Genomic DNA, 25,119 nt, shown 5'->3' with positions numbered 1-25,119 from the left:
TTGTCCATTCCCGCCGCCGGCCGTTCGGCACCGCGCGTCTTCTCGGAGAAATGCCATGATCCCCAGCACGATGCAGGACTTCCCGCTGTCGGTCGCCGCGATCCTGCGGCACGGAGCGCGCGTCTACGCCCGCAGCGAGTGCGTGACCTGGACCGGCGGCGGCCCGCCCCGGCGCGCGACGTTCGCGGAGGTCGCCCGCAACGCCGAGCGGCTCGCCGCCGCGCTGGCCCGGCTCGGCGTCCGGCGCGGCGACCGGGTCGCGACGTTCTGCTGGAACGACCAGGAGCACCTGGAGGCGTACTTCGCGGTGCCGGCCATGGGCGCGGTGCTGCACACGCTGAACATCCGGCTGTTCCCGGAGCAGCTCTCGCACATCATCAACCACGCCGACGACCAGATCATCATCGTGGACGACAGCCTCGTGCCGCTGCTCGCGCGGGTCGCCGGCGAGCTCCCCGCCGTCGAGGCGTTCGTGGTGGTCGGCGACGGCGACGCGTCGGCGCTGGAGGGCAACGGCAACGGCGCGCCCGTCCTGCGCTACCGCGACCTCCTCGACGCCGAGGAGCCCGGCTACGCGTGGCCGGACCTGGACGAACGCTCCGCCGCGTCCATGTGCTACACCAGCGGCACCACGGGCGACCCCAAGGGCGTCGTGTACTCGCACCGCTCCACGTTCCTGCACGCGATGGCCGTGCAGTCGGCGTCGATGGTGGGCATCACCGAGGCCGACCGCGTCCTGACCATCGTCCCGATGTTCCACGTCAACGCGTGGGGCCTGCCCTACGGCGCCTTCCTGTCCGGTGCCACCCTCCACATGCCGGGCCCGTTCATGCAGCCCGAGCACCTCGTGAAGTTCGTCGAGGCGGAGCGCAGCACCCTGGCGTCCGCCGTCCCCACGATCTGGAACGGGATCCTCGCCTACGGGGAGCAGCACGAGATCGACCTGTCGTCGCTGCGCTCGGGGACGTCCGGCGGCGCCGCCGCGCCCCGCGTCCTGCTGGAGCGGTTCGAGCAGCGCTACGGCCTGCGCATCATCCAGGGCTGGGGGATGACCGAGACCAGCCCGCTCGGCGGCATGGCGTTCCCGCCGCCGGGCGTGGAGCCCGGCACCGACGAGGACATGCGGTGGCGGATGAAGTCCGGCCGCGTCGCCGCCGGCGTCGAGATGCGCATCGTCGACGACTCCGGCGCCGAGCTGCCGTGGGACGGCGAGGCCGTCGGCGAGATCGAGGTCCGCGGCCCCTGGATCACCGGCGCGTACCACCGCGACCCGGCCCCGCAGAAGTTCGACGGCGGCTGGCTGCGCACCGGCGACATCGGCACCATCGACGAGCGCGGCTTCTTCCAGATCACCGACCGCGCCAAGGACGTCATCAAGTCCGGCGGCGAGTGGATCTCCTCGGTCGAGCTGGAGAACCACCTGATGGCCCACCCCGCGGTCGCCGAGGCCGCCGTCATCGGCGTCCCCGACCCGCGGTGGGACGAGCGCCCGCTCGCCTGCGTCGTGCTGCGCCCGGACGCCGCGGCGACCGCCGGGGAGCTCGCCGCGTTCCTCGCGGACAAGGTCGCGCGCTGGCAGGTCCCCGAGTACTGGACGTTCGTCGAGGAGATCCCCAAGACCACCGTCGGCAAGTTCGACAAGAAGCCCCTGCGGGCCCGGCACCGGGACGACGAGCTGAAGGTCGAGCGGATCGAGAAGCCCTGAGCGCGGGGGCGCCGCGCCGGCGCGGCTAGTTCTTGAGGCCGTTCAGGAACAGGTCCACGTAGTGGTCGCTGATGGCCTCGGTGCGCAGGGTGCCGCCGGGGCGGTACCAGACGCCGATCTGGTGGACGGTCCCGAAGAAGAAGTGGACGGCGATGTCGGCGGGCGTGGCGCTGCGGAAGGCGCCCGCCCGCTGGCCCTCCTCGACCAGGTCGCGGAAGCGCTCGTGGTAGCGGCGGCGCTCGGCGCGGACGGCCTCGCGGCGGTCGCGGGGGAGCAGGTGCGTCGAGCGGAAGAAGACCGTGAAGTCGTCCAGGTAGCGGAACGAGGTGTTGAGGACGTCGACGGCGGCGGCGCGCAGGCGCTCCTCGGCGGTGCCGGGGCCGTCGGCGATCTGCTCCAGGCGGGACATCTGCAGGCCGAGGAGCCGGTGGTAGATCTCGTAGAGCAGGTCGTCCTTCGAGCCGAAGTAGTGGTACATCGCGCCCTTGGTGACGCCCGCGGCGTTCACGATCTCCTGGACCGAGGTGTTCTCGAAGCCCTTCTCGGCGAACATCCGCGTCGCCACGGCCAGGAGCCGGTCGGGCAGCGGCAGGTTGCCGGGGATCCGGTTCGCGGGCGCCTGCGTCATCACTCCACCTCCGTTCCGGGATGCCCCGGGTCGTCTCGCGCCGTCCCGGCGGCGGCCGCCCGCGCAGCGCCGACAGCCTACCGGCGGCGCGGGCGCGAAGCGGTCTCGGGACCTGCGCACCGGCTGTTGACCGGGAGTGCCCGTTGATTCTATCTTCATGGAATCCGACCAGTCGGTATGTGCATTTCAGCCTCGGGGGATTCACGCTGTTTCATCGGCGAGGTGAGGCGATATGTCCGGCTCCTCCGCGAACTTGGAACTACGAGAGGTGACCGTCCGCTTCGCCGGGCTGGTCGCACTGGACGGCGTGTCCCTCTCCGCGCCGCAGGGCCGGGTCACCGGCGTGATCGGCCCGAACGGCGCCGGCAAGACGACCCTCTTCAACGTGGTGTGCGGGTTCGTCCGGCCGGTGTCCGGCGAGGTGCGCTGGCGCGGCCGGGTCCTCGGCCGGCACCGGCCGCACGACTTGACGCGGCTCGGGATCGCCCGGACATTGCAGGGACTCGGGCTCTTCCCCGGGCTCACCGTCCTGGAGAACGTCATGGTCGGCGCGGACCGGCACGCCAGGGCCGGGTTCTGGTCCGGCCTCCTGGCGCTGCCGCGCGGCGACCGCGACGAGTCCGCGCTGCGCGAGCGGGCGATGGCCCGTCTCGCGGAACTGGGCGTAGAGGGGGAGGCGCACCGGCTGTCCGGTGAGCTGCCCTACGGCGTGCAGAAGCGCGTCGCGCTCGCGCGGGCGCTGGTCGCCGAGCCCGACCTGCTGCTGCTGGACGAGCCCGCCGCCGGGCTGTCGGCGGCGGAGATGGACGAGCTGGCCGAGCTGATCCGCGGCCTGCGCGGCGGCCCGGCGGTCGTGCTCGTCGAGCACCACATGGACCTGGTGATGAACGTCTGCGACCAGGTCGTGGTGCTGGACTTCGGCAAGGTCATCGCGAACGGGGCGCCCGCGGAGGTCCGCGACGACCCCGCCGTCCTCGACGCCTACCTCGGCGAGGAGGTCGCGGGTGCTTGAGGTGAAGGGGCTGACCGTCCACTACGGGGCCGTCCGCGCGCTCGGCGGCGTGGACCTGACGGTGGACGAGGGCTCGGTGACCGCGGTGCTCGGCGCGAACGGCGCCGGGAAGACCACGCTGCTGCGCACGGTCTCCGGGCTCCTGCGGCCCCGGGCGGGCCGCGTCGAGCTGGACGGGACGGACCTCACCCGGCTGCCGGTCGAGGACATCGTCCGGCTCGGGGTCGCGCACGTCCCGCAGAGCGGCGGCGTCATCACCGAGCTGACCGTCGAGGACAACCTGCGGCTCGGCGGGCTGTGGAGAGGGGACCGGGCCGCGCTCGCGCGGCGGGTCGCCGAGATGTACGAGCTGTTCCCGCCGCTCGCCGAGCGGCGCGCGAGGACCGCCGCCACCCTGTCCGGCGGCGAGCGGCAGATGCTCGCGCTGGCCCGGGCGCTCACCGGCGCGCCCCGGCTGCTGCTGGTCGACGAGCCGTCCCTCGGCCTGGCGCCGCGCGTGGTCGCCCAGCTGATGGCCGTGCTGCGCCGGCTGTGCGACGAGGACGGGCGCACGGTGCTGCTCGTCGAGCAGAACGCCCGCAGCGCGCTGTCGGTCGCCGACCGCGCGATCGTCCTGGACCTCGGCGCGGTCGTCGCGTCCGAGCCCGCCGCGACCCTCGCCGCCGACGACCGCCTCCGCCACGCCTACCTGGGGTTCTGATGGTGCGCTTCATCAATCTCACGCTCGCCGGCATCACCTCCGGCATGGTGTTCGCGGCCGTCGCGCTCGCGCTCGTGCTGATCTGGCGGGCCACCCGCATCGTGAACTTCGCGCAGGGCGGGATGCTGATGTTCACGACGTTCCTCGCCTGGAGCGTCATCGACGCCGGCGGCTCCTACTGGCTCGCGCTCGGCACCGCGCTGGCGTCCGGGCTGGTGCTCGGCGCGGTGATCGAGCGGGTCGTGGTCCGCCCGGTGGAGAACAAGCCGCCGCTGAACGCCGTCATCGTCACGCTCGGCCTGTACGTGCTGCTGCAGGCGGGCGCCGGGATGATCTGGGGCGACACCCCGCACTCCTACCCGCCCGCTTTCACGATCAAGGGGCTGTCGGTGGCCGGGACGCGGCTGCTGCTGTCGCCGTTCGACCTGTTCGTCATCGGCGCCGTCGCCGCGGTGATGGTGCTGCTGACGCTGCTGTTCGTCCGCACCGACCTCGGGCTGCGGCTGCGCGCGTCGGCGTTCGCGCCGGAGATCGCCCGGCTGCAGGGCGTCCGCGTCGGCCGGATGCTCACCCTCGGGTGGGCGCTCGCCGCGCTCGTCGGGTCGCTCGCCGGGGTGCTGATCGCCCCGTCGGTGTTCGTCGGCCCCGCCCAGTTCGACGCGATGCTCGTGTTCGGGTTCACCGCGGCGGTCATCGGCGGGCTGGACAGCCCGGCCGGCGCCGTCACCGGCGGGCTGCTGCTCGGCTGCGCGCTCAGCTACGTGTCCGGCTACGTCAGCTCGGACCTGGTCACGTTCGGGGCGCTCGCCGCCCTCATCACCGTCCTGATGGTCAGACCCAACGGCCTGTTCGCCGCGAGCACGGCGAGAAGGGTGTGACGCGGTGGACACCGTCCTGAACCTGCTGCGCCGCTCGACGCTGACGCGGCACACCGCCGGCGCCCTCGCCGCGCTCGCCGCCCTGTACGTCCTGACGACCGCCGTCGGCCCCTACCGGGACCTGCAGATCGCGCAGGTCGCCTACCTCACCTGCGCGGTCGCCGGCCTCACCGTGCTGACCGGGCTCGGCGGGCAGATCTCGCTCGGGCACGGCGCGTTCATGGCGGTCGGCGCCTACACGGCCGCGCTCGTCATCGGGCACTGGGGCTGGCCGCTCGCCGCCGTCCTCGCCGCCGCGGCCGGCGTCACCGCCGTCGCGGGCGTGCTGGTCGGCGCGGTCGCCGCCCGGCTCCACGGCCCGTACCTGGCGGGCGCCACGCTCGCGTTCGCGGTGGGGCTGCCGGGCCTCGCCAACTACGAGCCGCTCACCGACCTGCTCGGCGGGCAGAACGGGCTGACGCTCGTCCCGCCGGTGCCGCCCGAGGCGCTCGGCGAGACGTTCCCGCTGGAGCGCTGGCAGGCGTGGATCTCCTGCCTCGGCGCCGTCGTCACGCTGTTCCTGCTCGCCAACCTCACCCGCGGCCGGTTCGGCCGGACGCTGCGGGCCAGCCGCGACGACGAGATCGCCGCCGCGCTCAGCGGGGTCCGGGTCGCCCGGCTGCGGATCGCCGCGACCGTCGTCTCGGCGGCCTGCGCCGGCCTCGGCGGCGGGCTGCTCGCGGTCGTCGCGACGCTCGCCGCGCCGGGCGCCTTCCCCCTCACGCTCTCCCTCCAGCTGATCGCCGCGATCATCATCGGCGGCCTCGGCAGCCTGGCCGGCGCCGTGTGGGGCGCGCTGATCCTGGTGTACGTGCCGACGTGGGCGTCCGACCTGACGTCCTCGTCCGGCCTCTCGCACAACATCGCCTCCAACCTGCCCCTCGCCGTCTACGGCCTCGTCCTCATCGTGGTGACGCTGGCCTTCCCGCGCGGCCTGCAGGGCGGGCTGCGCGGCATCGGCGGCGCCGTCCGGCGCCGCGCGCACGCATGGCGCGACCGAGCTCCCGGGCCGCGCGGTTCCGCATCGACCGACACATCGGGGCCCACCACCACGCACCCAGGAGGAGCAGATGAAGCGATTGCGGACCAGGGCGCTCGCCGTGATGACCGCGGCGAGCCTGGCGATCGCGGCGAGCGGCTGCGGCGGTGACGGCGGGGACGGCGGCGGCTCGACCGCGCCCGGCGTCACCGCCACCACCGTCACCATCGGCAGCCACCAGCCGCTGACCGGCCCCGCCGCGCCCGGATACAGCGCCAACTCCGCGGCGTCCAAGGCGTTCTTCGACTACGTCAACGCCAACGGCGGCGTGCACGGCCGCAAGATCGTCTACAAGTACGTGGACGACGCCTACAACCCGACCCAGACCGTCAGCGTGACGCAGAAGCTCGTCCTCCAGGACAAGGTCTTCGCGATCTTCAACGGGCTGGGCACGCCCACCCACTCCAAGGTCGTCGACTACCTCAACGCCCAGCGCGTGCCCGACCTGTTCGTCGCGTCCGGCTGCGGCTGCTGGGACGAGCCGCAGAAGCACCCGCAGACGTTCGGCTGGCAGGTCGACTACATCCGCGAGGGCAAGATCCTCGGCGACCACATCAAGAAGACGTTCGCCGGCAAGAAGGTCGCCTACTTCTACCAGAACGACGACTTCGGCCAGGACGGCGTCAAGGGCCTCGACAAGTACATCCCGAAGGCCGACGTGGTCACCCGCCAGTCCTACCAGCCGGGCAGCACCGACATCGGCGCGCAGGCCCAGGCGATCGCGCAGTCCAAGGCCGACGTCGTCGTGCTGTTCAGCATCCCCACCTACACCGCGCTGTTCCGGCTCGCGGCGCTGAAGCTGAACTACAAGCCCACGTTCGTCGTCAGCAACGTCGGATCCGACCCGATCACCCTCACCGGGCTGCTGGAGAGCTTCGCCAAGAAGGGCGGCGCCGAGGTCAAGGGCAGCCCGCTCATCCAGGGCATGATCACCGACGGGTACCTCGCGGCGCCCGGCGACGACTCCAACAGCTGGACGCAGCTGTTCAAGAAGATCCACGCGCAGTACATCCCGAAGCTGCCGTTCAACGGCAACATCGTCTACGGGATGTCGGTCGCCTACACCTTCGTGCAGGCGCTGCAGGCGGCCGGGAAGAACCCGACCCGCAAGAGCCTCGTCGAGGCGCTGGAGAAGTCCGACTTCACCGGGCCCGGCGTCGTCCCCTTCGCCTACAGCAAGGAGTCGCACGCCGGGTACACCGGCGCGGTGATCGGCAAGATCCAGGGCGAGAACGTCGTGCCCGAGGGCCAGCCGCTGACCACCGACGACGGCGACGGGCCGATCCAGCCCTACACGACGCCGCAGCCGCAGGCGCCCGCCAACGGCGTCCCCGCCGCCGGCTGACGGGTACGCCGCCGCCCCGCGCGACCGCTCCGGCGGCGCCGGGGCGGCGGCATCCCGCCGCATCGGGCCCCCGCCACGCGCGGCGGGCCCGGGGCCGCTAGGCCCGGACGACCTCCGGCCCCGCGGCGGCGAGGTCGGCGGCGAGGTCGGTGTCCAGCCCGGTGTCGGTGATGAGCACGTCGATGTCGGACAGCCCGCCGAACCGCACCAGGTGGTCGTGCCCGATCTTGGTGCGGTCGGCGAGCAGCACCCGGCGCCGGGACGAGGCGATCATCGCCCGCTTCACCGCCGCCTCCGCCTGGTCGGAGGTGGTCAGCCCGCGCTCGACCGAGCAGCCGTTGGTCGCCATGAACGCCACGTCCACCCACAGGTCGGCGAGCGGGCGCAGCACCCAGTCGTCGACCGTGGCGAGCGTCCGGCCGCGCACCCGCCCGCCCAGGATGATCACGGTCAGGTTGGCGCGGGTGGCCAGCACCGCGGCGTGCGGCGGCGAGTTCACGATCACGGTCAGCTCGCGGTCGGCCGGCAGCAGCTGGACGAACCGGGCCGTGGTCGTGCCCGCGTCCACGATGATCGACCCCTCGGCGGGCAGCTCGTCCAGCGCCGCCTTCGCGATGCGCTGCTTCTCCTCGGTCATCACCGCGTCCCGCGCCGCCAGCTCCGGCTCGAACCCGAGCCGCTCCACCGGCATCGCGCCGCCGTGCACCCGGCGGATCGTCCCGGCGCGCTCCAGGACGGTCAGGTCGCGGCGGATCGTCTCGGTCGTGACCGAGAACTCCTCCGACAGCGCGACCACGTCCACCCGGCCCTTCGAGCGCGCCAGCGCAAGGATCGCCTGCTGCCGTTCCTCGGCGTACATGACCGTCCCACCCGTCCCGCGTCAGTCCCGTCCCGCCCCATTGTGGCGGGTGCGGGCGGGCCGCCGCGCCCCCGGCGGCTCACGCACGGCCGGCCTCCTCGGCGTCCAGGTCGCGGGAGAGCAGGCCGGCCAGCTCGTCCAGGGCCGCGGCGGCGCCGTCGCCGTCGGCCGACAGCGTCACCTCCGTCCCCGGCCCGGCGCCGAGCGACAGCACGCCGAGGATGCTGCTCGCCGGGACGGGCGCGCGGTCGCCGACCCGGATGGACACCGGGACGGGCTGCCGCGCGGCGGTCCGCACGAAGATCTGCGCGGGCCGCGCGTGCAGGCCCTGCGCCGAGCCGATGACGACGCTGCGTTCGGGCATGGCGTTGCTCCTTCAGGGTTCGATCGTGACCTTGATCGCCTCGCCCCGGGTGACCAGGTCCAGGGCGTCGTGCAGCGCGTCCAGTGGGAGCCGGTGGGTGATGAGGTCGTCCACCTGCACCTGACCGGAGCCGATCAGTTCCAGTGCGCGCGCGTTGTGCGCGGGGCTCGACCCGTTGGCGCCCACCAGCGACAGCTCCCGGTAGTGGACGCGGTTGGCGTCCACGGAGATCAGCGGGTCGTCCTTCGGCAGCCCGCCGAACAGGCTGACCCGCCCGCCCGGCGCCATCAGCCGCTGCGCCTGCTCCTGCGCGGCGCCGGACGCGGCGGCGGTGATCGCGACGTCGGCGCCGCGCCCGCCGGTGCGCGCGAGGACCTCCGCGACCGGGTCGGCGACGCCCGCGTCGATCGCGGCGTCCGGCTTGACCAGCGCGGCCGCCCGGTGCAGCCGCTCGGCGTTGACCTCGACGAGGAACACCCGGGCGGCGCCGCGGGCCCGCGCGACCCGCACGTGCAGGCAGCCGACCGGGCCGGAGCCGAACACCACGACGTCGTCGCCCTCGCCGACCCGCGCCAGCTCCTGGCCGTTGAGGACGCAGGCGAGCGGCTCGGCCACCGACGCCTCGGCGAACGAGACGCCGCCGGGGATCCGGTTGACCCCGTCCACCGCGAGCACCTTCGCCGGGACGATCATGTACTCGGCGAAGCCGCCGTCGTAGTGGTACCCCATCGACTCCTGCGCGGTGCAGACGGTCCGGCGGCCGCGCCGGCACTCCGCGCACGTCCCGTCCGGGACGGCGGCGATGACCTGGACGCGGTCGCCCGCCGCCCAGCCCGCGACGCCCGCGCCGGCCTCGGCCACCTCGCCGGCGATCTCGTGGCCCATCACCCGGGGCGGCACGATGTGGTGGTGCCCGAAGCGGGAGATCTTGACGTCGGTCCCGCAGGTGGAGCAGTTCCGGACGCGGATCTTCAGCTCGCCGGGGCCGGGCGAGGGCTCCGGCGCGTCCTCCAGCCGGATGTCGCCGGGAGCGTAGAAACGGGCGACCTTCATACGGTGTGTCCTTGTCCTGTCGGTCGGTGCTGCCTTGACTGCGGGTGTTCTTCCCGCGGGTGTTCTTCCCGCGGGGCGAGCAGGGCGAGGACCTTCTCGGGCTCGTCCGCCTCGCGCAGCGCGCGGGCCCGGACGGGGTCCATCAGGATCTCGGCCAGCTCGGCCAGGATCTCCATGTGCCCGCCGCCCCGCGCGGCGATCGCGATGCACACGGTCACCGGATGGCCGTTCCAGTCGGTCCCCTCCGGGAACCGGACGACGGCGAGGGCGTCGCGGCGGATGAGGCCGCGGCCCTCGTTCGTGCCGTGCGGGATGGCCACGCCCTCGCCGAGGTAGGTGGAGACCGAGCGCTCCCGCTCCAGCATCGCCTCGACGTAGCCGGGCTCGACGGCGCCGGTGTCCACCAGGACCCGCCCGCAGACCCGGACGGCCTCGTCGCGGTCCCCGGCGCGGGCGTCCAGCCGGATCGCCTCCGGCGCCAGCAGGGCCGCGGCGCGGTCAGGCACCGACCTCACCGCCGTCCTTGATCGCCTTGACCAGCCGGTCCACGGCCGGGTCGCCGAGGTAGACCTCGAAGGCGATGACCGGGGCGTCCCCGGCGCCGCGCCGGGCGCGGTCGGCGAGCCCGGCGTGGGTGACGACCACGTCGGCGTCGCCGGGGATCGCGTCGACGGGCGTGTGCTCGACGGTCACGTCGGTCTTCTTCAGCGCCTTGCGGAGCTGCCCGGCGAGCATGACGCTGCTGCCCATCCCGGCATCGCAGGCGATGACGAGCTTGCGGATGTCCTTGCCGTTCATCTGTCCTCGCCGTTCATCGTGGGTGTGCCCTCCATCGGACGGGGTGGTGGTTCAGGACGCGGCGGCCTCCTTGGCGGTCCCGCCGGCGGCCTTGTTCTCGGCCGTCCTCTTCTCGGCCTCCTTGAGTTCGTCCTCGGCCCCGTCCTCCTTCGGCTCGGCGAGCCGGCCGAAGCCGAGCAGGGCGGCGCCGACGCCGAAGGACACGGCGGCGGACGCGAGCAGGCCGGTGTAGACGCCGATCCAGTTGCCGGCGCCGCGCGGGGTCTGCGCGAGGTAGGCGAAGATGCTGCCGGGGGAGGGCGTCGCGACGAGCCCGGTGCCGGTCGCCACGAAGATAGCCACGCCGGTCATGCCGCCCGCCATCGCGGCGAGGATCATCCGCGGCTTCATCAGGATGTAGGGGAAGTAGATCTCGTGGATGCCGCCGAAGAAGTGGATGATGGCGGCCGCCGGGACGCTCGGCCGCAGCCGGCGCGGTCCGAAGAACCAGTAGGCGAGCAGCACGCCGAGGCCCGGCCCGGGGTTGGACTCCAGCATGAACAGCACCGACTTGCCGCTCTCGGCGGCCTGCTGCACGCCGAGCGGGCCGAGCACGCCGTGGTTGACGGCGTTGTTGAGGAACAGCACCTTCGCGGGCTCGATCAGCAGGGAGGTGAGCGGCAGCACGTCGTGGTCGACGAGCCAGCTCACGCCGTCCCCGGCCCACTCGCTGAAGGTGTTCATCACCGGGCCGATCACCCGGTTGCCGGCGACCGCCATGGCGCCGCCGATGATCCCGGCGGAGAAGTTGTCGACGAGCATCTCGAACCCGGTGCGGACGCGGTCCTGGACGAGCCCGTCGAACAGCTTCAGCAGGTACGCGGCGAGCGGGCCGATGATCATCGCGCCGAGGAACATCGGCACGTCCGCGCCGACGACGATGCCGGCGGTCGCGACGGCGCCGACCACCGCGCCGCGCTGGCCGTGCACCATCCGGCCGCCGGTGTAGCCGATCAGCAGCGGCAGCAGGAATTTGATCATCGGGTCGACCAGCTCGCCGAGCTCCTTGTTCGGGAGCCAGCCGGTGGGGATGAACAGCGCGGTGATCAGGCCCCAGGCGATGAACGCGCCGATGTTCGGCATGACCATCCCGGCCATCTTGCCGCCGACGCGCTGGACGTGCGCCCGGAAGCCGGTGCCGGTGGGCTCCGGTGTGTACGTGGTGGCCATCTCGGGCCTCCTGTCGATCGGGGGTGGGTACTGCGGGCCGTCGGGTGAGCCGGCGTCAGGTGAGTAGGGGCCGGGCCAGGTCCGGCCGCGGATGGATGCGGACGGTGTCGCGGCGGATCTCGGCCGGGCCGGGCACGCGCCCGGCCGGGGTCCGCACCGCCGCCGCGCCCCAGGCGAGCGCCTCGGCGAGCGCGGCGGGCCCGCGGGCCCCGGCCGCGAGGAACCCGGCGAGCAGGGCGTCGCCGGCGCCGACCGTGCCGCGCGGGCGCGCGACGGGCGCCTCGCCGGTGCGGACGCCGTCGTCGTCGACGAGCACGGCGCCCTCCGCGCCCAGGCTGACCAGGACGGTGCGGGCCCCCCGCGCCCGCAGCTCCCCGGCCGCCTCGACGGCGTCGGCGACGGTGTCGACCGCCCCGCCGGCCGCCTCGGCGAGCTCCTCCCGGTTCGGCTTGATCAGGTCGGGCCCGGCGGCGACGGCGGCCCGCAGCGCCGCGCCGCTGGAGTCGACCGCGACGCGGACGCCGTCCGGGGCGAACCGGCGGCACAGCGCGGCGTAGGTGTCGTCCGGGACGCCCGGCGGGAGGCTGCCGCAGCCGACCACCCAGCTCGCCGCGCCCGCCTCGGCCGCGACCGCCGCGGCGAGCTCGTCCAGCTCGCCGGGCGACAGCGGGCCGCCCGGCTCGTTGAGCTTGGTGTCGACACCGCCGGGCTCGGCGATCGTCACGTTGGACCGGGTGCGTCCCGCGACGCGGACGGCGCGGACCCGCATGCCCTCGGCGGCCAGCAGCCGGTGCAGCTGGTCGCCGTCGGCGCCGCCCACCGCGACCACGGCGGTGGAGGCGACCCCGTTGGCGAGCAGTGCCCGGGACACGTTGACCCCCTTGCCGCCCGGGTCCAGCCGCGCGGACCGGGCCCGGATGACCGCGCCGCGGGCCAGCACGTCCACCTCGATCGTCCGGTCGAGGCTCGGGTTGAGCGTCACCGTCACGATCATGCGTGCGCCGTTCCCCGGACCATGTGGCTTCCTTTCCGTTTGATTTTGTTTCCCTTGTATTTATGCCCGTTTGGCGCCGCCGTCAAGGGGCCGGGGCGCCGGCGTGCGGGACGGGGGCCGGGACGGGGAAGGAGATGCGGGGGTTCATGGTCGTCTAGCCCCATCGTGGGGAGGATGATCTGAGGGGGTGGAGCGATGCGCGAGGCGGGAGTGACGGCGTGAACCGGGGCGGGCCGCCCGGCGCGGCCGAGCCGGCGGCGGGCGAGGACGGGGGACGGGCCGCGTCGGCCGCGCGGGAGATCGCCACCGCGCTGGCCGTCCTGGTCGTCTACCTGGTCTTCACCCACGCCTTCAGCGGGGACCGCGCGGTCAGCGACGCGCACGGCCGCGCCCTGCTGGAGTTCGAGCGGTGGGCGCGCCTGGACGCCGAGCGCCCGCTGAACGAGTTCCTCGCCCGGCACGGATGGCTGGGCGCGGTCGCCGCGTGGGAGTACGCGACGACCTACGTGGCCGGCACCTTCGGATTCCTGGCCTGGCTGTGGTGGCGCCGCAGCCCCGCCTACCCCTGGGCGCGCAACACGCTGATCCTGGTGACGCTGATCGCGATCTGCTGCTTCGCCCTCTGGCCGGCGACGCCGCCGCGGCTGCTGCCGGGCGAGGGGTACACCGACATCATCGCGCTGCACCATCCCCCCGCCACCTGGGGCACCGGGGTCGTGTCCGCGGGCGCCAACCCGTACGCGGCCATGCCGAGCCTGCACATCGGCTGGGTCGCGTGGATCGGGGCGGCGGCCCTGCGGGCCCGGTGCCGCCCGTTCGTCACCTGGCTCTGCGGCCTGCACCTGGCCGTCACCGCCCTGGTGATCGTCGCGACCTCCGCGCACTACGTCGTCGACATCCCGGGCGGGCTGCTGCTCGTCCCCGCCGCCGCGGGCGCCGAGGCGCTGCGGGCCCGGCTGGTGCGGGGCCGCCTGACGGGGGGCCGCCTGATGGGGGGCCGTCATCGGGACGGTCTCCGGCGGGCGCGGCGGGAGCAGCGGGTGGCCGCCGCCGACGCCTTCTTCCTGCACGTCGAGAGCCGGGACGTCCCGCAGGTGGTGGGCGGGGTCGCCGAGTTCGCGGGCCCCGCGCCGCCGGCCGAGCGGGTGCGCGCCCTGCTCGCCGAGCGGCTGCCCCGGCTGCCGCGCCTCACCCAGCGGGTCCGGCCCGGCGGCGCGCTGCGGCGGCCGCGCTGGGTCGAGGCCGGTACCGTCGACCTGCGCAGGCACGTCCAGGAGGTGCGGCTGCCGCCCGGCGGGGGCCGCGGCGCGCTGGACGGCCTCGTCGCCCGCCTCGTCGCCGAGCCGCTGGACCACGAGCGCCCGCTGTGGCGGTTCTGCCTCGTCCGCCGCGGCCCGGACGCCCCGGACGCCATCGTGATCCTCTTCCACCACGCCATCGCCGACGGCATCGGCGTCGTCGACATCCTGCGCGGCATCCTGGAGCCCGCCCTGCCGGAGGCGGCCCCGGCGCGCGGCCCCGGCGGGCTCGCCCGCGCCGCCGCCGTCCTGCCCGGCCTGGTCCTGCTCGGACTGGACGGGACCGCCCGGACCACGGCCGTCACCGGGACGCTCGGCCCCGAGCGCGCCTTCGGCACCGCCACGCTCCCGCTCGGCCGGGTGCGCGCGGTCGCCCGCGCCGCCGGGGTGCGGATCACCGACGTGCTCCTCGCCCTGGTCGGCGAGGTCGTCGCGGACGTGCTGGCGGCGCGCGGCGAGCCCGCGGACGGGCGGCCGCTGCGCGCCGCCGTGCCGATGACGCTGCGCGCCCCCGAGCCCCCCGGCCTCGGCCGCACCGCCGTGCCCGGCAACCTCACCGCCGCGCTCCGCCTCGACGTGCCCGTGGGGCCGATGCCCGTCCTCGACCGGGTGGCGGCGGTGCACGCGGCGGCCGAGCCGCGCCGCAGGTCCGGCCGCACCGCCGCGAGCACCGCCGCGATGCGCCTGATGGGGGCGCTGCCCCCGCCGCTGCACGCGCGCGCGGCACGCGGCACTTACCGTGCGGGGTTCTTCGGTGGGATCGTGTCCAACATGCCGGGACCGCCGCTGCCGATGTCGCTCGCGGGCGCGCCGCTCGGCGACGTCCACCCGATCCTGCCGCTCGCCGACGGCGTCCCGTTCGCGGTGGGCGCGCTGAGCTGGAACGGGTCGCTGCACGTCTCGGTCACCGCCGAGCCGCGGGTGCTCCCCGAGGCGGCCGCGTTCCCCGGCGGCCTCCTGCGGGCGTTCGAGCGGCTGGCCGCCGCGGTCGGCGCGGCGGGCGCGGGCGGCGGTGCGGCGGGCGGGGCGGCGGGAGGCGGCGCCGGCAGCGGCGCGGGCAGCGGGGCGCAGAGCGGGACGGCGTGATGGCGTGGTCCGCCGGCTTCAGCCTCGTCGCCGCGTTCCTGTTCGCCGCGGCCGCCGCGCTGCAGTACCGGGCCGCCCGGCGCGCGGTGCACGGCGGCTCGGACGCGAGCGCCGCGCACGGCCTGATCCGCCGGCTGGTCCGCGACCCGGTGTGGCTGACCGGGTGGGGGGTGAACCTGGCGGGCTTCTGCGCGCAGGCGGTCGCGCTGCACTTCGGCTCCACGGCCATCGTGCAGCCGCTGCTGGTCACGCAGCTCGTCTTCACCATCGTGCTCGGCACGGTCGGCACCGGGCGCCGCCCCGCGCGGCTGGACCTGCTCGGCGGCCTCGCCGTGTCGGCGGGCCTCGCGGTGCTGTTCACGGTGCCGGGCGCGATCCCGCCCGAGGGCGAGCCGTCCCGGCCGCGGATCCTGCTCGCCGGGCTGATCGCGGCGCCCGCCGTCGTGCTGCTGTCCCGCGCCGCCTGGATGCGCGCGGGCCCGGTCCGGGCCGCGCTGCTCGGCGTCTGCGCCGGGCTGTGCTTCGCCGCCACCGCGGTGCTGATCAAGCTGACCACCGCGGACCTCGTCGACCGCGGCGTCGCCGCCACCGCCGTGGACTGGCCCGGCTACGCGCTCGCGGGCAGCACGCTGCTCGGGCTCGTGCTGGAGCAGCGCGCGTTCGCCGCCGGGTCGCTGCCCGCCGCCATGACCGCGATGACGATGACCAACCCGATCGCGTCCTACCTGGTCGCCGCCCTCGCCTTCGAGACGCTGCCGCCCCGGACCGCCTCGGCGTTCACCGCCGTCTCCTTCAGCGTGCTGCTGCTCACCGCCGGTGTGGCGTTGCTCTCCCGGTCCGCGCACGCCGCCCGCGGGCACGAGGAGGCCCCTACACTCCCGGGGGCATGAAGGACCCGAAATGATCACCCGGCGCGCGCTCCTGCTCGGCGGGCTCGCCGGCGCCGGCGCCGCCGCGGCCACGGGCGGCACCGGATACGCCCTCGTGGAGAACGGCGTGCTCCCCGGCAAGGTCCGCCTCGACCGCGCGCTCGGCCGGTGCGGGGACGTCCCCGCACCGCCCGCCGCGTCCGTCGCCGTCCAGCGGATGGCGTGGCGGTCCGCGCACCGGCGCACCGCCGTCACCGCCACCGTCGTCCCGCCCGCGCCGGGCCGCTCCCTGCGCGGCCTGCCGGTCGTTCTCGCGCTGCACGGCAGCGGCGAGACCGGGGCGGGCCTGGTCGCGCACCTCGCCCTGGACCGCTACCTCCCGGACGCCGTCGCGAACGGCGGCGTCCCGCCGTTCGCCCTCGTCGCCGTGGACGGCGGCCCCGACACCTACTGGCACGCCCGCGCGAACGGCGACGACCCCATCGGGATGCTCGTGGACGAGCTGCTGCCGCGCCTGCGCGAGCGCGGCGCCCGGACCGGCCGCGTCGGCGTCGTCGGATGGTCGATGGGCGGCTACGGCGCGCTCGTCCTGACCCGCCGGCTCGGCGCCGCCCGGACGGCGGCCGCGGTCGCCTCGTCCCCGGCGCTGTTCGCCTCGTACGAGGACGCCCGCTCCGCCAACCCGCGCGCGTTCGACGGCGCCGCCGACTTCGCCCGCAACGACGTGTTCGCCGCCCTGGACGCGCTGAAGGGCGTCCCGCTCCGCGTCGACTGCGGCGCGAGCGACCCGTTCGCCGCCATGGCGCGCAGGTTACGGGACCGCGTGCGCCCGGCGGGCGCGGTCGCGGGGGGCTGCCACGACGCCGCCTTCTGGCGGTCCCGCCTGCGCGCCCAGCTCGCCTTCCTCGGGCACCACCTGGACGGCTCCTGACGGGGGCCGGCCGTCAGGCCGTCCGGTCGGCGCGGCCGGTGCGCACCAGCCAGCTGAGCATCAGCATGAGGTCGAGGCGACCGCCGGGCTCGGTGAACCGCCCGCCGGTCAGCTCGGTGATGCGGCGCAGCCGGTACCGGACGGTCTGCTCGTGGATGTGCAGCCGCTCCGCCGCGATGACCGCGTTGTCGCCGCACTCCAGGTAGGTCAGCAGCGTCTCGGCGAGCGGCTGCCGGCGGGCGGGGGCGAGCTCCAGCAGCGGCCCGAGGACGGTCGCGGCGGTCGCGCCGACCAGCTCCTCGGCGGCGAACGCGGCCAGCGCCGCGATGTGGTCCGCGCACCGGACCGGCGCGTCGCGCGGCAGCAGGCCGCGCTCGGCCAGCGTCAGCGCCTGCCGGGCCCAGCGCAGCGAGACCGCGCCCTGCCCGACCGGCACCGTCGGGCCGATCGCGGCCGTGCCGAGCCGGCGCAGCACCGGCCACAGCCGCTCCTGCCCGGGGCCCTCGGGGTCGGGCACCACGAGGAACGGGACCGGCGCGTCCCACCCGGCCAGCACGCCGGGCGGCAGGATCCGGGCGCCGGTCGGCGCCCCGGCGGGCAGCGCGATCAGCGCGATGCTCTTCGGCACGTCCCAGCGGGCCGCCGCCGCGAGCTCGGCGATCGCCTCCGGGGCGGGCGGCGGGTCGGCGACCAGCAGGTCCCGCAGCCGGTCGCGGCGGCGCTCCCGCTCGGTCGCCAGCTGGCCCTGCTGGCGCGCGTAGCCCTGCGCGGCGGCGTCGGCGACCCGGGCGAGCAGCATGAACAGCGAGTCGGTCAGCCGGCTCAGCGTCTCCCGGGACCAGCCGAGCCGGTAGGCGTCCTTGATGAAGCGGCGGCAGGCGACCTGGCTGCTCACCCGCATCGCGTTCTGCAGCGCGGCGAGGCTGCGGCCCTGCCGGGCCTCCTCCTCGCCGAGCCGCATGTACAGCTCGGTCAGGGTGCGCGCGTCGGCGTCCGGGTGGTCGACGGAGTCGATGAAGAAGGCGACGGTGTCGCCGACCGTCCGCTCCACGCGCTTGGCGTACTCGCCGCCGTCGTCGCCCGCGTACTCGGGGACCTGGTCGCGGATCTCGCGTTCCATCTCGTCGACGGCGGCCTGGAGGTGCTGCCGCAGCATCTCCGGCAGCTCGGCGGGCATCGGCCCTTCTGTCATCCGCGGTTCCGTTCGGCGGCTGGGGGTGGGATGGGCCTCACCCTAGGCAAGAAGGCCAACGCTGTCATCACTCACCCCCCGGCCACGCGCCGGGTCAGGATCGCGCGGTCTGGGCCGCCGCGGCCTGGCCCGCGGCCTGGCCTGTGGCGGGGGGCGCGGCCCGACCCGCGGCGGGACCGGCCCGGTGCCGCGCGGTGAAGCGCCTTCCGAGGCGCTGGGCCGGAAGCTCCACGTACCGGTGCGCGAGGGCCGCGGACACCAGCACGGCCGCCGCCAGCGCCGCGCCCCAGGCCGCCCGGACGGGCACCGGCAGGCCCCAGGTGTCCTGCCCGGCCGCGTACCAGACCGTCTGGACGACCAGCGGATGCAGGAGGTAGAGCGAGTAGCTGATCAGCCCCGACCACACCAGGAAGCGGGGCATGCGGTGGTGCCGGAGCGCGAGGCCGACCAGGAAGGTCGCCCACGCGGCGGCGACGGCGGCCGACCAGTCCGGGCCGAGCGGGTCCGGGTTGGCGTGCAGCGCCCAGGTCGTCGGGGTGCGCATGCCCGCCAGCAGCGAGAGCGCCGCCACGAACGCGACCATCGCCACGGCCGGACCGCGCCGGAGCCGCCCGTCCTGGATGCCGCGGACCGCCGTCCCGGCGAACATCGTGGCGATGATGCACAGGCTCTCGATCGCGCCGATGCGGCTGTTGAGCACGAGCAGGGTCAGCGCCAGCCCCGCCACGACGACGACGCCCGCGCGCCGCACGGCCCGCCGCCGGGTGAGCATGGCGCCGAGACCGCCGACCAGCAGCAGCGCTGCGGCGAGGACCGTGCCGCCCGGCCACCGGGAGGCCAGCAGCCCGGACGGCAGCGCCACGCCGAGGATCGCCGCGCCCACGCCGAACCCCAGCGCGACGCGGGCGCTGGAATGGCGCACGCCGGCGACGAACATCGCCGTGATGAGCAGGTAGAACACCATCTCGTAGGACAGCGTCCAGAGGACGTTGACGGCGTTGGGCACGCCCAGCAGGTCCTGGAGCATCGTCAGGTGCGCGAGGCCGGACGCCCAGGGACGGTCGCCGAGCGCGGCGGGCAGCCCGTAGCCGATGCCCGCCGACGCGAGGACCAGCGCGAGCACCAGCGACACCGCCCAGGCCGGGTACAGCCGGAAGAACCGCCCCGCCCAGAACTCCCGGACGCTGCCGCGCCGCTGCAGCGAGAACGGCACGACGTAGCCGCTGACGAGGAAGAACACGAAGACGCCGTAGCGTCCGAAGTCGAACCAGGGGCTGGCCGTGCGGCGCACCTCGGGCAGCAGCACGTCCAGCGAGTGCTCGAACACCACCACCAGGGCGGCCAGCCCGCGCAGGGCGTCGAGCCACTCCATCCGAGAGGCCCGGCCCTTGGGAGCAGCGTTCGTCTTTCCGGCTGAAGGCGGGGTGTTCGTCGGCATCGACGGCCACCATAGGGGCCGAACCGTTACCGTCCCTAACGGGTGAATGAGATTTCCGTGCGATAGGTGTTGTCGGGTCTGACTGAGCGTGACGGGTGCGGAACGCCCGCAGGCGCCCACGAGCAGGGCCGTCGCGGAGGTCGGCGGGCGCGCGCGGCGCGGCCGTTCCAGATCCGCGGCTGTGACCAACGCCACACGGTGCGGGCGCGGCTCCGGGCCCGTTCAGCGCCCGGTCAGCCGGCGGGGTCGCGCCACATGAGCCAGACCGGCGGGCAGCCCCGGCCGGGCAGGGCCAGCTCCCGGGTCACCCGGAACCCGAACCTCTCGTAGTAGGGGACGTTGCGCTCCTTGGAACTCTCCAGGTAGGCGGGCAGGCCCGCGGCGTCGCACCGGTCGAGCCTGGACCGCAGCAGCGCGCCGCCGAGGCCGCCGCCCTGCGCGGGCGGGTCGGTGCCGAGCACCGCCAGGTACCAGTGCGGCTCCCGCGGGTGGTGCCGCTCGATCTCGCCGAGGGCGCGCAGCGTGGCCGGCACCCGGGTGCCGAGGATGCGCAGCAGCGGCACCGCCTGCGCCGCCTGGAGCCGCAGCGGCACCCGCCAGCGGCCGGGCGGGTCCCACAGCGCGGCGGCCTCGGTGGCGCCGTCGCGCCCGGTGGCCTCGGTGGCGGCGTGCGGCAGGTGGACCCGCCGCAGCAGGACGTCGAACAGGCCGGTCAGCCGGCGCACCCGGGAGGCGTCGTCGGGCAGCAGCCAGCGCCAGACCGGGTCGTCGTCGAAGGCGCGCCCGAGCAGCGCGGAGATCGCCGCGGCGTCGGCCGCGCCGGCCGTGCGGACGGGCGGCGCGGGCCAGGACCCTGCGGGCCGGGACTCGGCGGGCCGGGACTCGGCGGGCCCGGAGCCGGCGGGCTGGGACGGGGAGGGCTGGGGCGGGGACGTCATGGGCGCGGCCTCCGGTGGGGGACGGGCCGATCCTCACCGCCGCCGCGCCGCCGCGTCAAGGACGGCGGTCCTCCCGGATCCGGGCGAGCTCCTCCAGCACGAGCGAGGCCCCCACGCCCACCAGCCAGAAGTCCTTGGCGAGCGGGACGCCCTGCTGGGTCGGGCGGATGCCGCCCTCCTCGCGCATGCCCGGCAGCCGCAGGTACAGGCCGGTCAGCCCGGCGGCGAACGCGGTCAGCGCCGCGCCCGCGAGCAGCGAGGGCACGAACGGCGCGATCAGCGCGGAGCCGAGGGCCATCTCGGCCCGGCTGAGGTCGCGGGTGAAGGCCCGCGCGTCCTTCGATTCCAGGAACGGGTAGGCGGTCTTCGCCATGCCGTGGGTCTGTTCGGCCGACTCTTCCAGGGCCTTGTGCTTCGACAGCCCCGAGTTCAGCACGAACGCCCCCACGGCCAGGCGGACCGGCATCTGGTGAGCACGAGCAAAGAGACGCATCGTTCCCCATCACGGTCGGGAGAGTCCGGGCGGAGGGCATCATTCCCGCCGTCGGCCCACTACACCTGGAACCGGGTCAAGTCTCGGCCTTGCCGTCCCGCTAGGCGCGCAGGTACACCCGGATCGCGGTGCCGGCGGGCCCGGTGTGCACGCGGACGAGGTCGGCGAGGTGGTGGACGAGCAGGATGCCCCGCCCGCCGTGCGGGCTCATGTCCGCCGGGCGGCGCCCGGCCAGCGGGTCGGTGATCGTCCCGGCGTCGCTGACCTCGCAGACGACCTGCCCCTCCTCGGACCAGAGCCGGGCCGTGCCGGACCCGCCGCCGTGCAGGCACGAGTTCGCGGCCAGCTCGCTGACGGCGAGCTCCATGTCGCCGACGGCGTCGGCGCGGAGGCCGAGGCGGGCGGCCCAGTGGCAGGCGAACTCGCGGACGCGGGGGAGCGCGTCCATGTCGAACCGCATCGCCACGGCGCCGGCCGGCTCCGGCAGCGGCCGGTTGTAGGCGCTGATGACGCGGTGGGGCGCGAAGTCGCCGCTGACGTGCTCGCCGTCGCGGTCGATTAGCACAGGGTGGGTGGCGCGCGCGTCGGCGAGCGCGACCTCGTCCAGCCCGGCGGTGTCGTAGGGGCACAGTATCGACACGCCGCGCCCCGCGAAGGCCAGGTTGATCAGCGCCTCGTGCTGCGCGCAGGCGGGGTACTCGGTGGCCGTCCGGCCGGGCCAGACCGGCTCGCCGATGATCCGCACGCGGCCGCTTCCGTGCCGGTCGGCGAAGGCGCTCAGCACGCCGGGGATGATCCGCCCCGGATTGCGCCCCGCCTCGGCCATGTCCAGCCAGGTGACCTCGCGGGCGGCCGGGCCGAGGGCGTCGCGCAGCAGCTCGAGGCGGCGGCCGGGGACCGCGACCGCGACCGGCTCGCCGGCCGCGCGCCCCGCCTGGACGAACGGGACGGTGCCGCCGAGGTACTCCGCGTCGTCGCGGTAGAAGAGCGCGGGATGGACGAAGGGGCCCTGAGGCTTCACGCCCGGTCCGCCGGGCCTGAGGCTCATCGTGCGGTCACTCCGTCCGAGGTCGCTGCGGTCGCCTGCATCGATTCGAGCGTACGCGGTCGCGGGCGGCCGTGCGAGACGGCCCCCCGCCCCCGCCCGGATCCCGGCGGCGACTGGTCCAGACCAGTTGGTACCCCGCGCCGACCGGGGGAAACGGGTCAAAGTCGTATAACCCGGCCACACCGGGGTGAGGTGGCGGTCACCGGTCCGGCAGCAGCGCGGCGTCGACGACGTCGGACAGCCGGCCGCGCCTGCGGTAGGCGGCCCGCTGCCGCTCGGCGCCCGTCCCGCCGGTGAGCAGCCGCCGGACGCCCGCCGTGACGAAGGCGAGGTCGTCCGCGGCGCTCAGCGCGGGCAGCGCGTGCGCCAGCAGCTCGCCGGCCAGCTCCCGGTGGCCGGCGGCCCGGCCGGTGCGCACGTCCAGGCCCCGGCCGTCCAGCCCGTCCCGCGCGGCGAGCCAGTACGCCGCGCGCAGCAGCTCCTGCGGCGGGTCGGGCGCCCGCTCCCCGGCGTCCACCGCGCGCGACGACTCCCGCACCAGCGCGCGGATCAGCGCGGCGAGCACCGCCGCGTCGGCGGCGGTCGGCGCGACGTCGGCGAGCCGGACCTCCACGGTCGGCAGCCGCGCCGACGGCCGGACGTCCCAGAAGATCGTCCCGGTGTCCATCAGGGCGCCGCAGCCGAGCAGCGTCCCGACGAGGTCGTCGTAGTGGGCGGCGGACGCGAAGTAGGGCGGCGGGCCCGCCACCGGCCAGCGGGCCCACGCCATCGCGCGCCAGCACGCGTGGCCGGTGTCGCGGCCGGCCCAGTACGGGGAGTTCGCGGCGAGCGCGAGCAGCGTCGGCAGCCACGGCCGCAGGTGGTTGCCGACCTGGACGGCGTGCTCCCGGTCGGGCATCTCGACGTGGACGTGGCAGGAGCAGATGCTCTGCTCGTCGTCCAGCCCCCGGTAGACGGCCAGGCTCTCGGCGTAGCGGGCGCCCGCGGCGATCGGCGCGGGGACCAGCTCGCCCAGCACGGGCGTCCCGGTGGCGGCGAGCCGCACGCCCTCGGCCGCCGCGGCCGCCGCCATCGCGGCCCGCATCGCGCGGATCTGCTCGCGGAGCTTGTCCAGGTCGTCGCAGGGCGAGGTCTTGGCCTCGGCCAGGAAGGCCACCAGCTCGGTGGAGGCGCGCTCGCCCAGTGCCGCCCCGGCCCGCCGCACGACGGCGGCGGCACGGGGGACGACCTCCCGGGACACGGGATCGACGACGAAGTACTCTTCCTCGATGCCGAACCGCAGGGCCTTCCACCACCTCGGGCTCGGGGCGACTCGGGCGGCCACGCTCCCTTCGACGGTACGTGGCCGCCGCCGCGCCCGCACCTGGCGGACGGACCGTAATCCGGGCGGGAACGGATCTTCTTGACCCGCTTTTGACCCGCCGGCACGGCCGGCCGGACCGGGCTAGCGGCCCGGCCCGGCGTCGACGAAGTACATCGCCAGCGCGATGGCGTGCGTGACCACGACCACGCCGACGCTGAAGAAGAACAGCATCTTGGCCGGGGCGTGCGGGAAGACCGCCCCGTGCTTCAGCTCGCCGCGCTCGCGCTGGCGCGCCGCGATCCGCTCCTCGATGGGAGGACGCCCGAACGCCATGGCGGTCCCGCCTACTGCCGGGGGTCGTCGACGATGACGTCGGTCATGATGTCGACGGCCAGCGCGACGATGCCGCCCAGGACGGTGATCGCGGCGCCCACGCCGAACACGACCCAGTCGGGGCCCATGGTGATGCCGACGCCGCCGACGACGAAACCGACGAAGATGATGGCCACGGCGACCCAGGACTTCGGGCGCCCGGCGTGGCTGCCAGTCGACATGCGTAGGTTCCTCTGCAAGGTTGTTCTGGAGGGCGGTACGTTGCCCGAACTCTAGCAACGCCCCTAGCCAGAGGGCCTTCCGGGGTACCCGCTAGATCACTTTCAGGCCGGTCCGGGGGCGGCGGATCAGACGAACGCCCCCATTCCGGTCGCCGCACGGCCGACGATCAGCGTGTTGATCTCCCGGGTGCCCTCGTAGGAGTACAGCGCCTCGGCGTCGGCGACGAAGCGGCCGATGCCGTAGTCGAGCACGATCCCGTTGCCCGCCATCAGCTCGCGCGCCCAGCCGACCACCTCCCGCATCCGGGTGGTGCAGTACGCCTTGGCGAGCGCCGAGTGCTCGTCGCGGTACCGGCCCGCGTCCTGGAGCTGCGCCAGCCGCACCACCATGCCGAGGCAGGCGGTGGCGTTGCCCAGCATCCGGACGAGCAGGTCCTGGACGAGCTGGAACCGGGCGATCGGCCGGCCGAACTGCTCGCGCCCCACCGCGTAGTCGCGGGCGATCTCGTAGGCGGCGAGCATCACCCCGACGGCCTGCCAGGCGACGCCGCTGCGGGTCCGGCGCAGGATCGCGGCGGTGTCCTTGAAGGTGTTCGCGCCCGCGAGCCGGTCGGACTCGGGGACGCGGCAGTCGGCCAGCACGATGTCGGCGTTCTGCACCGTGCGCAGCGCGATCTTGTTCTGGATCGGGGTGGCGGTGAACCCCGGCGTCCCCTTGGCGACGACGAACCCCTTCACCTGGTCGTCCGCCTCGTCGCGCGCCCACACGACCGTGTGGTCGGCGAACGTGGCGTTGCCGATCCAGCGCTTGGCGCCGTTCAGCACCCAGTGGTCGCCGTCGCGGCGCGCCGTGGTGCGCAGCCCGAGCGCGACGTCCGACCCGCCCTCCGGCTCGGTGAGCGCGAACGCGCCGATCTTCTCCATCCGCCCCATCGCGGGCAGCCACCGCGCGCGCTGCTCGGGGGACCCGCAGCGGCCGATGCTGCCCATCGCGAGCCCGGTGTGGACGCCGAAGAACGTCGCCATGGACGGGTCCACGCGCGCCATGTCCATCGCGAGGAACCCGGTGAGCAGGCTGCTCGGCTTCTCCCCGGGGCACTCGTCGTGGGCGAGCCCGGCGATGCCGAGCTCGCCGTACCGGGGGATGAGGTCGAACGGGAACTCCGCCCGCGCCCAGCAGTCGTCGGCGATCGGCGCGACCTTCGACTCCAGGAAGGCGCGGACCCGCCCGACGATCTCCTGCTCGCGATCGTCGAGGAGTTCCTGCATGTGGTAGAGGTCTCCGGGGAGGGAATCCAGGTTCATGACGCCCCTCTTCCCGGCCCCCGGGGCGCTAACCGGAGGCT

General features: G+C 75.0%; 26 protein-coding genes. 9 read left to right on the top strand and 17 right to left on the bottom strand.

The features are described from left to right. Positions 1 to 55: 55 nt before the first annotated feature. Entirely contained in the window at positions 56 to 1,705 is a 1,650-nt protein-coding gene (locus tag CHF16_RS22450; protein WP_089328066.1) for a long-chain fatty acid--CoA ligase, read from the top strand. 25 nt (positions 1,706 to 1,730) lie between these two features. Here the strand turns inward: CHF16_RS22450 and CHF16_RS22445 are convergent, their stop codons facing one another. Then, positions 1,731 to 2,333: a TetR/AcrR family transcriptional regulator gene (locus tag CHF16_RS22445; RefSeq protein WP_089328065.1), complete on the bottom strand. Its 603-nt coding sequence runs from the start codon at positions 2,331 to 2,333 to the stop codon at positions 1,731 to 1,733. 232 nt (positions 2,334 to 2,565) lie between these two features. Between CHF16_RS22445 and CHF16_RS22440 the strand changes: the two genes are divergently transcribed. The 5 genes from CHF16_RS22440 to CHF16_RS22420 are packed head-to-tail and all read left to right on the top strand — an operon-like array spanning position 2,566 to position 7,346. Then, on the top strand, positions 2,566 to 3,345 hold the full coding sequence (locus tag CHF16_RS22440) for an ABC transporter ATP-binding protein (protein ID WP_089328064.1): 780 nt from the start codon (positions 2,566 to 2,568) through the stop codon (positions 3,343 to 3,345). Next, positions 3,338 to 4,045 carry an ABC transporter ATP-binding protein gene (locus tag CHF16_RS22435; protein WP_089328063.1) on the top strand — a complete coding sequence of 236 codons (708 nt, stop codon included), beginning with the start codon at positions 3,338 to 3,340 and terminating at the stop codon, positions 4,043 to 4,045. Before CHF16_RS22440 ends, CHF16_RS22435 begins: the two co-directional genes overlap by 8 nt. Continuing rightward, entirely contained in the window at positions 4,045 to 4,923 is an 879-nt protein-coding gene (locus CHF16_RS22430; protein ID WP_089328062.1) for a branched-chain amino acid ABC transporter permease, read from the top strand. Before CHF16_RS22435 ends, CHF16_RS22430 begins: the two co-directional genes overlap by 1 nt. A gap of 4 nt (positions 4,924 to 4,927) precedes the next feature. Then, on the top strand, positions 4,928 to 6,112 hold the full coding sequence (locus CHF16_RS22425; RefSeq protein WP_089328061.1) for a branched-chain amino acid ABC transporter permease: 1,185 nt from the start codon (positions 4,928 to 4,930) through the stop codon (positions 6,110 to 6,112). Beyond that, the gene (locus CHF16_RS22420) at positions 6,033 to 7,346 is read left to right on the top strand and encodes an ABC transporter substrate-binding protein (protein WP_089328060.1); all 1,314 of its coding nucleotides are present in this window, start codon (positions 6,033 to 6,035) and stop codon (positions 7,344 to 7,346) included. Before CHF16_RS22425 ends, CHF16_RS22420 begins: the two co-directional genes overlap by 80 nt. Before the next feature lie 97 nt (positions 7,347 to 7,443). On the opposite strand, the gene CHF16_RS22415 is transcribed toward CHF16_RS22420, so the two are convergent. From CHF16_RS22415 to pfkB, 7 genes are all read right to left on the bottom strand, one after another. Further along, positions 7,444 to 8,205, bottom strand: coding sequence for a DeoR/GlpR family DNA-binding transcription regulator (locus CHF16_RS22415; RefSeq protein WP_089328059.1), 762 nt, complete (start codon positions 8,203 to 8,205; stop codon positions 7,444 to 7,446). 79 nt (positions 8,206 to 8,284) lie between these two features. Then, positions 8,285 to 8,569 (bottom strand): HPr family phosphocarrier protein, encoded by a 285-nt coding sequence (locus CHF16_RS22410; protein ID WP_089328058.1) that lies wholly within the window; start codon positions 8,567 to 8,569, stop codon positions 8,285 to 8,287. A gap of 12 nt (positions 8,570 to 8,581) precedes the next feature. Continuing rightward, positions 8,582 to 9,622, bottom strand: coding sequence for an alcohol dehydrogenase catalytic domain-containing protein (locus CHF16_RS22405; RefSeq protein WP_089328057.1), 1,041 nt, complete (start codon positions 9,620 to 9,622; stop codon positions 8,582 to 8,584). Then, positions 9,619 to 10,137, bottom strand: a complete 519-nt coding sequence (locus tag CHF16_RS22400; RefSeq protein ID WP_342750111.1) for a PTS mannitol transporter subunit IIA — start codon at positions 10,135 to 10,137, stop codon at positions 9,619 to 9,621. Before CHF16_RS22400 ends, CHF16_RS22405 begins: the two co-directional genes overlap by 4 nt. Beyond that, a complete protein-coding gene (locus CHF16_RS22395; RefSeq protein ID WP_089328055.1) occupies positions 10,121 to 10,420 on the bottom strand; it encodes a PTS lactose transporter subunit IIB in 300 nt (99 codons plus the stop codon). Before CHF16_RS22395 ends, CHF16_RS22400 begins: the two co-directional genes overlap by 17 nt. 51 nt (positions 10,421 to 10,471) lie before the next feature. Then, positions 10,472 to 11,629: a mannitol-specific PTS transporter subunit IIC gene (mtlA, locus tag CHF16_RS22390; protein WP_089328054.1), complete on the bottom strand. Its 1,158-nt coding sequence runs from the start codon at positions 11,627 to 11,629 to the stop codon at positions 10,472 to 10,474. Positions 11,630 to 11,684: 55 nt separating this feature from the next. Continuing rightward, complete coding sequence (gene pfkB, locus CHF16_RS22385; RefSeq protein WP_089328053.1) at positions 11,685 to 12,623, bottom strand: 1-phosphofructokinase; 939 nt, start codon at positions 12,621 to 12,623, stop codon at positions 11,685 to 11,687. 218 nt (positions 12,624 to 12,841) lie between these two features. Here pfkB and CHF16_RS22380 point away from each other — a divergent pair, with 218 nt between their 5' ends. Genes CHF16_RS22380 through CHF16_RS22370 form a run of 3 tightly spaced genes read left to right on the top strand, consistent with a single transcriptional unit; the run spans position 12,842 to position 16,807 of the window. Next, positions 12,842 to 15,007 carry a bifunctional phosphatase PAP2/O-acyltransferase family protein gene (locus CHF16_RS22380; RefSeq protein WP_089328052.1) on the top strand — a complete coding sequence of 722 codons (2,166 nt, stop codon included), beginning with the start codon at positions 12,842 to 12,844 and terminating at the stop codon, positions 15,005 to 15,007. Continuing rightward, positions 15,007 to 15,897 (top strand): DMT family transporter, encoded by an 891-nt coding sequence (locus CHF16_RS22375; protein WP_089328051.1) that lies wholly within the window; start codon positions 15,007 to 15,009, stop codon positions 15,895 to 15,897. The genes CHF16_RS22380 and CHF16_RS22375 overlap by 1 nt, the downstream gene beginning before the upstream one ends. Positions 15,898 to 15,907: 10 nt before the next feature. Further along, positions 15,908 to 16,807 (top strand): alpha/beta hydrolase, encoded by a 900-nt coding sequence (locus CHF16_RS22370; RefSeq protein ID WP_089328050.1) that lies wholly within the window; start codon positions 15,908 to 15,910, stop codon positions 16,805 to 16,807. A gap of 13 nt (positions 16,808 to 16,820) precedes the next feature. Here CHF16_RS22370 and CHF16_RS22365 read toward each other — a convergent pair whose 3' ends face one another. From CHF16_RS22365 to CHF16_RS22325, 9 genes are all read right to left on the bottom strand, one after another. Continuing rightward, entirely contained in the window at positions 16,821 to 17,999 is a 1,179-nt protein-coding gene (locus tag CHF16_RS22365; protein ID WP_143228090.1) for a PucR family transcriptional regulator, read from the bottom strand. Positions 18,000 to 18,093: 94 nt separating this feature from the next. Next, complete coding sequence (locus CHF16_RS22360) at positions 18,094 to 19,371, bottom strand: acyltransferase family protein (protein ID WP_179271650.1); 1,278 nt, start codon at positions 19,369 to 19,371, stop codon at positions 18,094 to 18,096. 299 nt (positions 19,372 to 19,670) lie between these two features. Next, positions 19,671 to 20,375 (bottom strand): GNAT family N-acetyltransferase, encoded by a 705-nt coding sequence (locus CHF16_RS22355; protein WP_089328047.1) that lies wholly within the window; start codon positions 20,373 to 20,375, stop codon positions 19,671 to 19,673. A 55-nt stretch (positions 20,376 to 20,430) separates the two neighbouring features. Next, entirely contained in the window at positions 20,431 to 20,868 is a 438-nt protein-coding gene (locus tag CHF16_RS22350) for a hypothetical protein (protein ID WP_089328046.1), read from the bottom strand. Positions 20,869 to 20,968: 100 nt separating this feature from the next. Beyond that, a complete protein-coding gene (locus CHF16_RS22345) occupies positions 20,969 to 21,889 on the bottom strand; it encodes a sensor histidine kinase (RefSeq protein WP_245869011.1) in 921 nt (306 codons plus the stop codon). A gap of 226 nt (positions 21,890 to 22,115) precedes the next feature. Next, positions 22,116 to 23,240 carry a carboxylate-amine ligase gene (locus CHF16_RS22340; RefSeq protein WP_089328044.1) on the bottom strand — a complete coding sequence of 375 codons (1,125 nt, stop codon included), beginning with the start codon at positions 23,238 to 23,240 and terminating at the stop codon, positions 22,116 to 22,118. 120 nt (positions 23,241 to 23,360) lie between these two features. Continuing rightward, complete coding sequence (locus CHF16_RS22335; RefSeq protein ID WP_089328043.1) at positions 23,361 to 23,552, bottom strand: hypothetical protein; 192 nt, start codon at positions 23,550 to 23,552, stop codon at positions 23,361 to 23,363. Positions 23,553 to 23,563: 11 nt separating this feature from the next. After that, on the bottom strand, positions 23,564 to 23,773 hold the full coding sequence (locus CHF16_RS22330) for an HGxxPAAW family protein (RefSeq protein ID WP_089328042.1): 210 nt from the start codon (positions 23,771 to 23,773) through the stop codon (positions 23,564 to 23,566). A 126-nt stretch (positions 23,774 to 23,899) separates the two neighbouring features. Beyond that, on the bottom strand, positions 23,900 to 25,078 hold the full coding sequence (locus tag CHF16_RS22325) for an acyl-CoA dehydrogenase family protein (RefSeq protein WP_089328041.1): 1,179 nt from the start codon (positions 25,076 to 25,078) through the stop codon (positions 23,900 to 23,902). Positions 25,079 to 25,119 lie beyond the last annotated feature (41 nt).

The organism is Actinomadura meyerae (assembly GCF_900188445.1).
GTDB classification, from domain to species: domain Bacteria; phylum Actinomycetota; class Actinomycetes; order Streptosporangiales; family Streptosporangiaceae; genus Spirillospora; species Spirillospora meyerae.
Note: the sequence above shows the minus strand (reverse complement) of the source record. Positions and strands in the feature narration are given on the sequence as shown.

Coding starts and splice junctions, on each gene's coding strand:
- CHF16_RS22450 (WP_089328066.1), top strand. CDS start 56: ATGATCCCCAGCACGATGCAGGACTTCCCGCTGTCGGTCGCCGCGATC.
- CHF16_RS22355 (WP_089328047.1), bottom strand. CDS start 20,375: ATGACGTCCCCGCCCCAGCCCTCCCCGTCCCAGCCCGCCGGCTCCGGG.
- pfkB (WP_089328053.1), bottom strand. CDS start 12,623: ATGATCGTGACGGTGACGCTCAACCCGAGCCTCGACCGGACGATCGAG.
- CHF16_RS22430 (WP_089328062.1), top strand. CDS start 4,045: ATGGTGCGCTTCATCAATCTCACGCTCGCCGGCATCACCTCCGGCATG.
- CHF16_RS22360 (WP_179271650.1), bottom strand. CDS start 19,371: ATGGAGTGGCTCGACGCCCTGCGCGGGCTGGCCGCCCTGGTGGTGGTG.
- CHF16_RS22365 (WP_143228090.1), bottom strand. CDS start 17,999: ATGACAGAAGGGCCGATGCCCGCCGAGCTGCCGGAGATGCTGCGGCAG.
- CHF16_RS22405 (WP_089328057.1), bottom strand. CDS start 9,622: ATGAAGGTCGCCCGTTTCTACGCTCCCGGCGACATCCGGCTGGAGGAC.
- CHF16_RS22420 (WP_089328060.1), top strand. CDS start 6,033: ATGAAGCGATTGCGGACCAGGGCGCTCGCCGTGATGACCGCGGCGAGC.
- CHF16_RS22415 (WP_089328059.1), bottom strand. CDS start 8,205: ATGTACGCCGAGGAACGGCAGCAGGCGATCCTTGCGCTGGCGCGCTCG.
- CHF16_RS22370 (WP_089328050.1), top strand. CDS start 15,908: ATGATCACCCGGCGCGCGCTCCTGCTCGGCGGGCTCGCCGGCGCCGGC.
- CHF16_RS22335 (WP_089328043.1), bottom strand. CDS start 23,552: ATGGCGTTCGGGCGTCCTCCCATCGAGGAGCGGATCGCGGCGCGCCAG.
- CHF16_RS22395 (WP_089328055.1), bottom strand. CDS start 10,420: ATGAACGGCAAGGACATCCGCAAGCTCGTCATCGCCTGCGATGCCGGG.
- CHF16_RS22350 (WP_089328046.1), bottom strand. CDS start 20,868: ATGCGTCTCTTTGCTCGTGCTCACCAGATGCCGGTCCGCCTGGCCGTG.
- CHF16_RS22375 (WP_089328051.1), top strand. CDS start 15,007: ATGGCGTGGTCCGCCGGCTTCAGCCTCGTCGCCGCGTTCCTGTTCGCC.
- mtlA (WP_089328054.1), bottom strand. CDS start 11,629: ATGGCCACCACGTACACACCGGAGCCCACCGGCACCGGCTTCCGGGCG.
- CHF16_RS22325 (WP_089328041.1), bottom strand. CDS start 25,078: ATGAACCTGGATTCCCTCCCCGGAGACCTCTACCACATGCAGGAACTC.
- CHF16_RS22440 (WP_089328064.1), top strand. CDS start 2,566: ATGTCCGGCTCCTCCGCGAACTTGGAACTACGAGAGGTGACCGTCCGC.
- CHF16_RS22445 (WP_089328065.1), bottom strand. CDS start 2,333: ATGACGCAGGCGCCCGCGAACCGGATCCCCGGCAACCTGCCGCTGCCC.
- CHF16_RS22330 (WP_089328042.1), bottom strand. CDS start 23,773: ATGTCGACTGGCAGCCACGCCGGGCGCCCGAAGTCCTGGGTCGCCGTG.
- CHF16_RS22410 (WP_089328058.1), bottom strand. CDS start 8,569: ATGCCCGAACGCAGCGTCGTCATCGGCTCGGCGCAGGGCCTGCACGCG.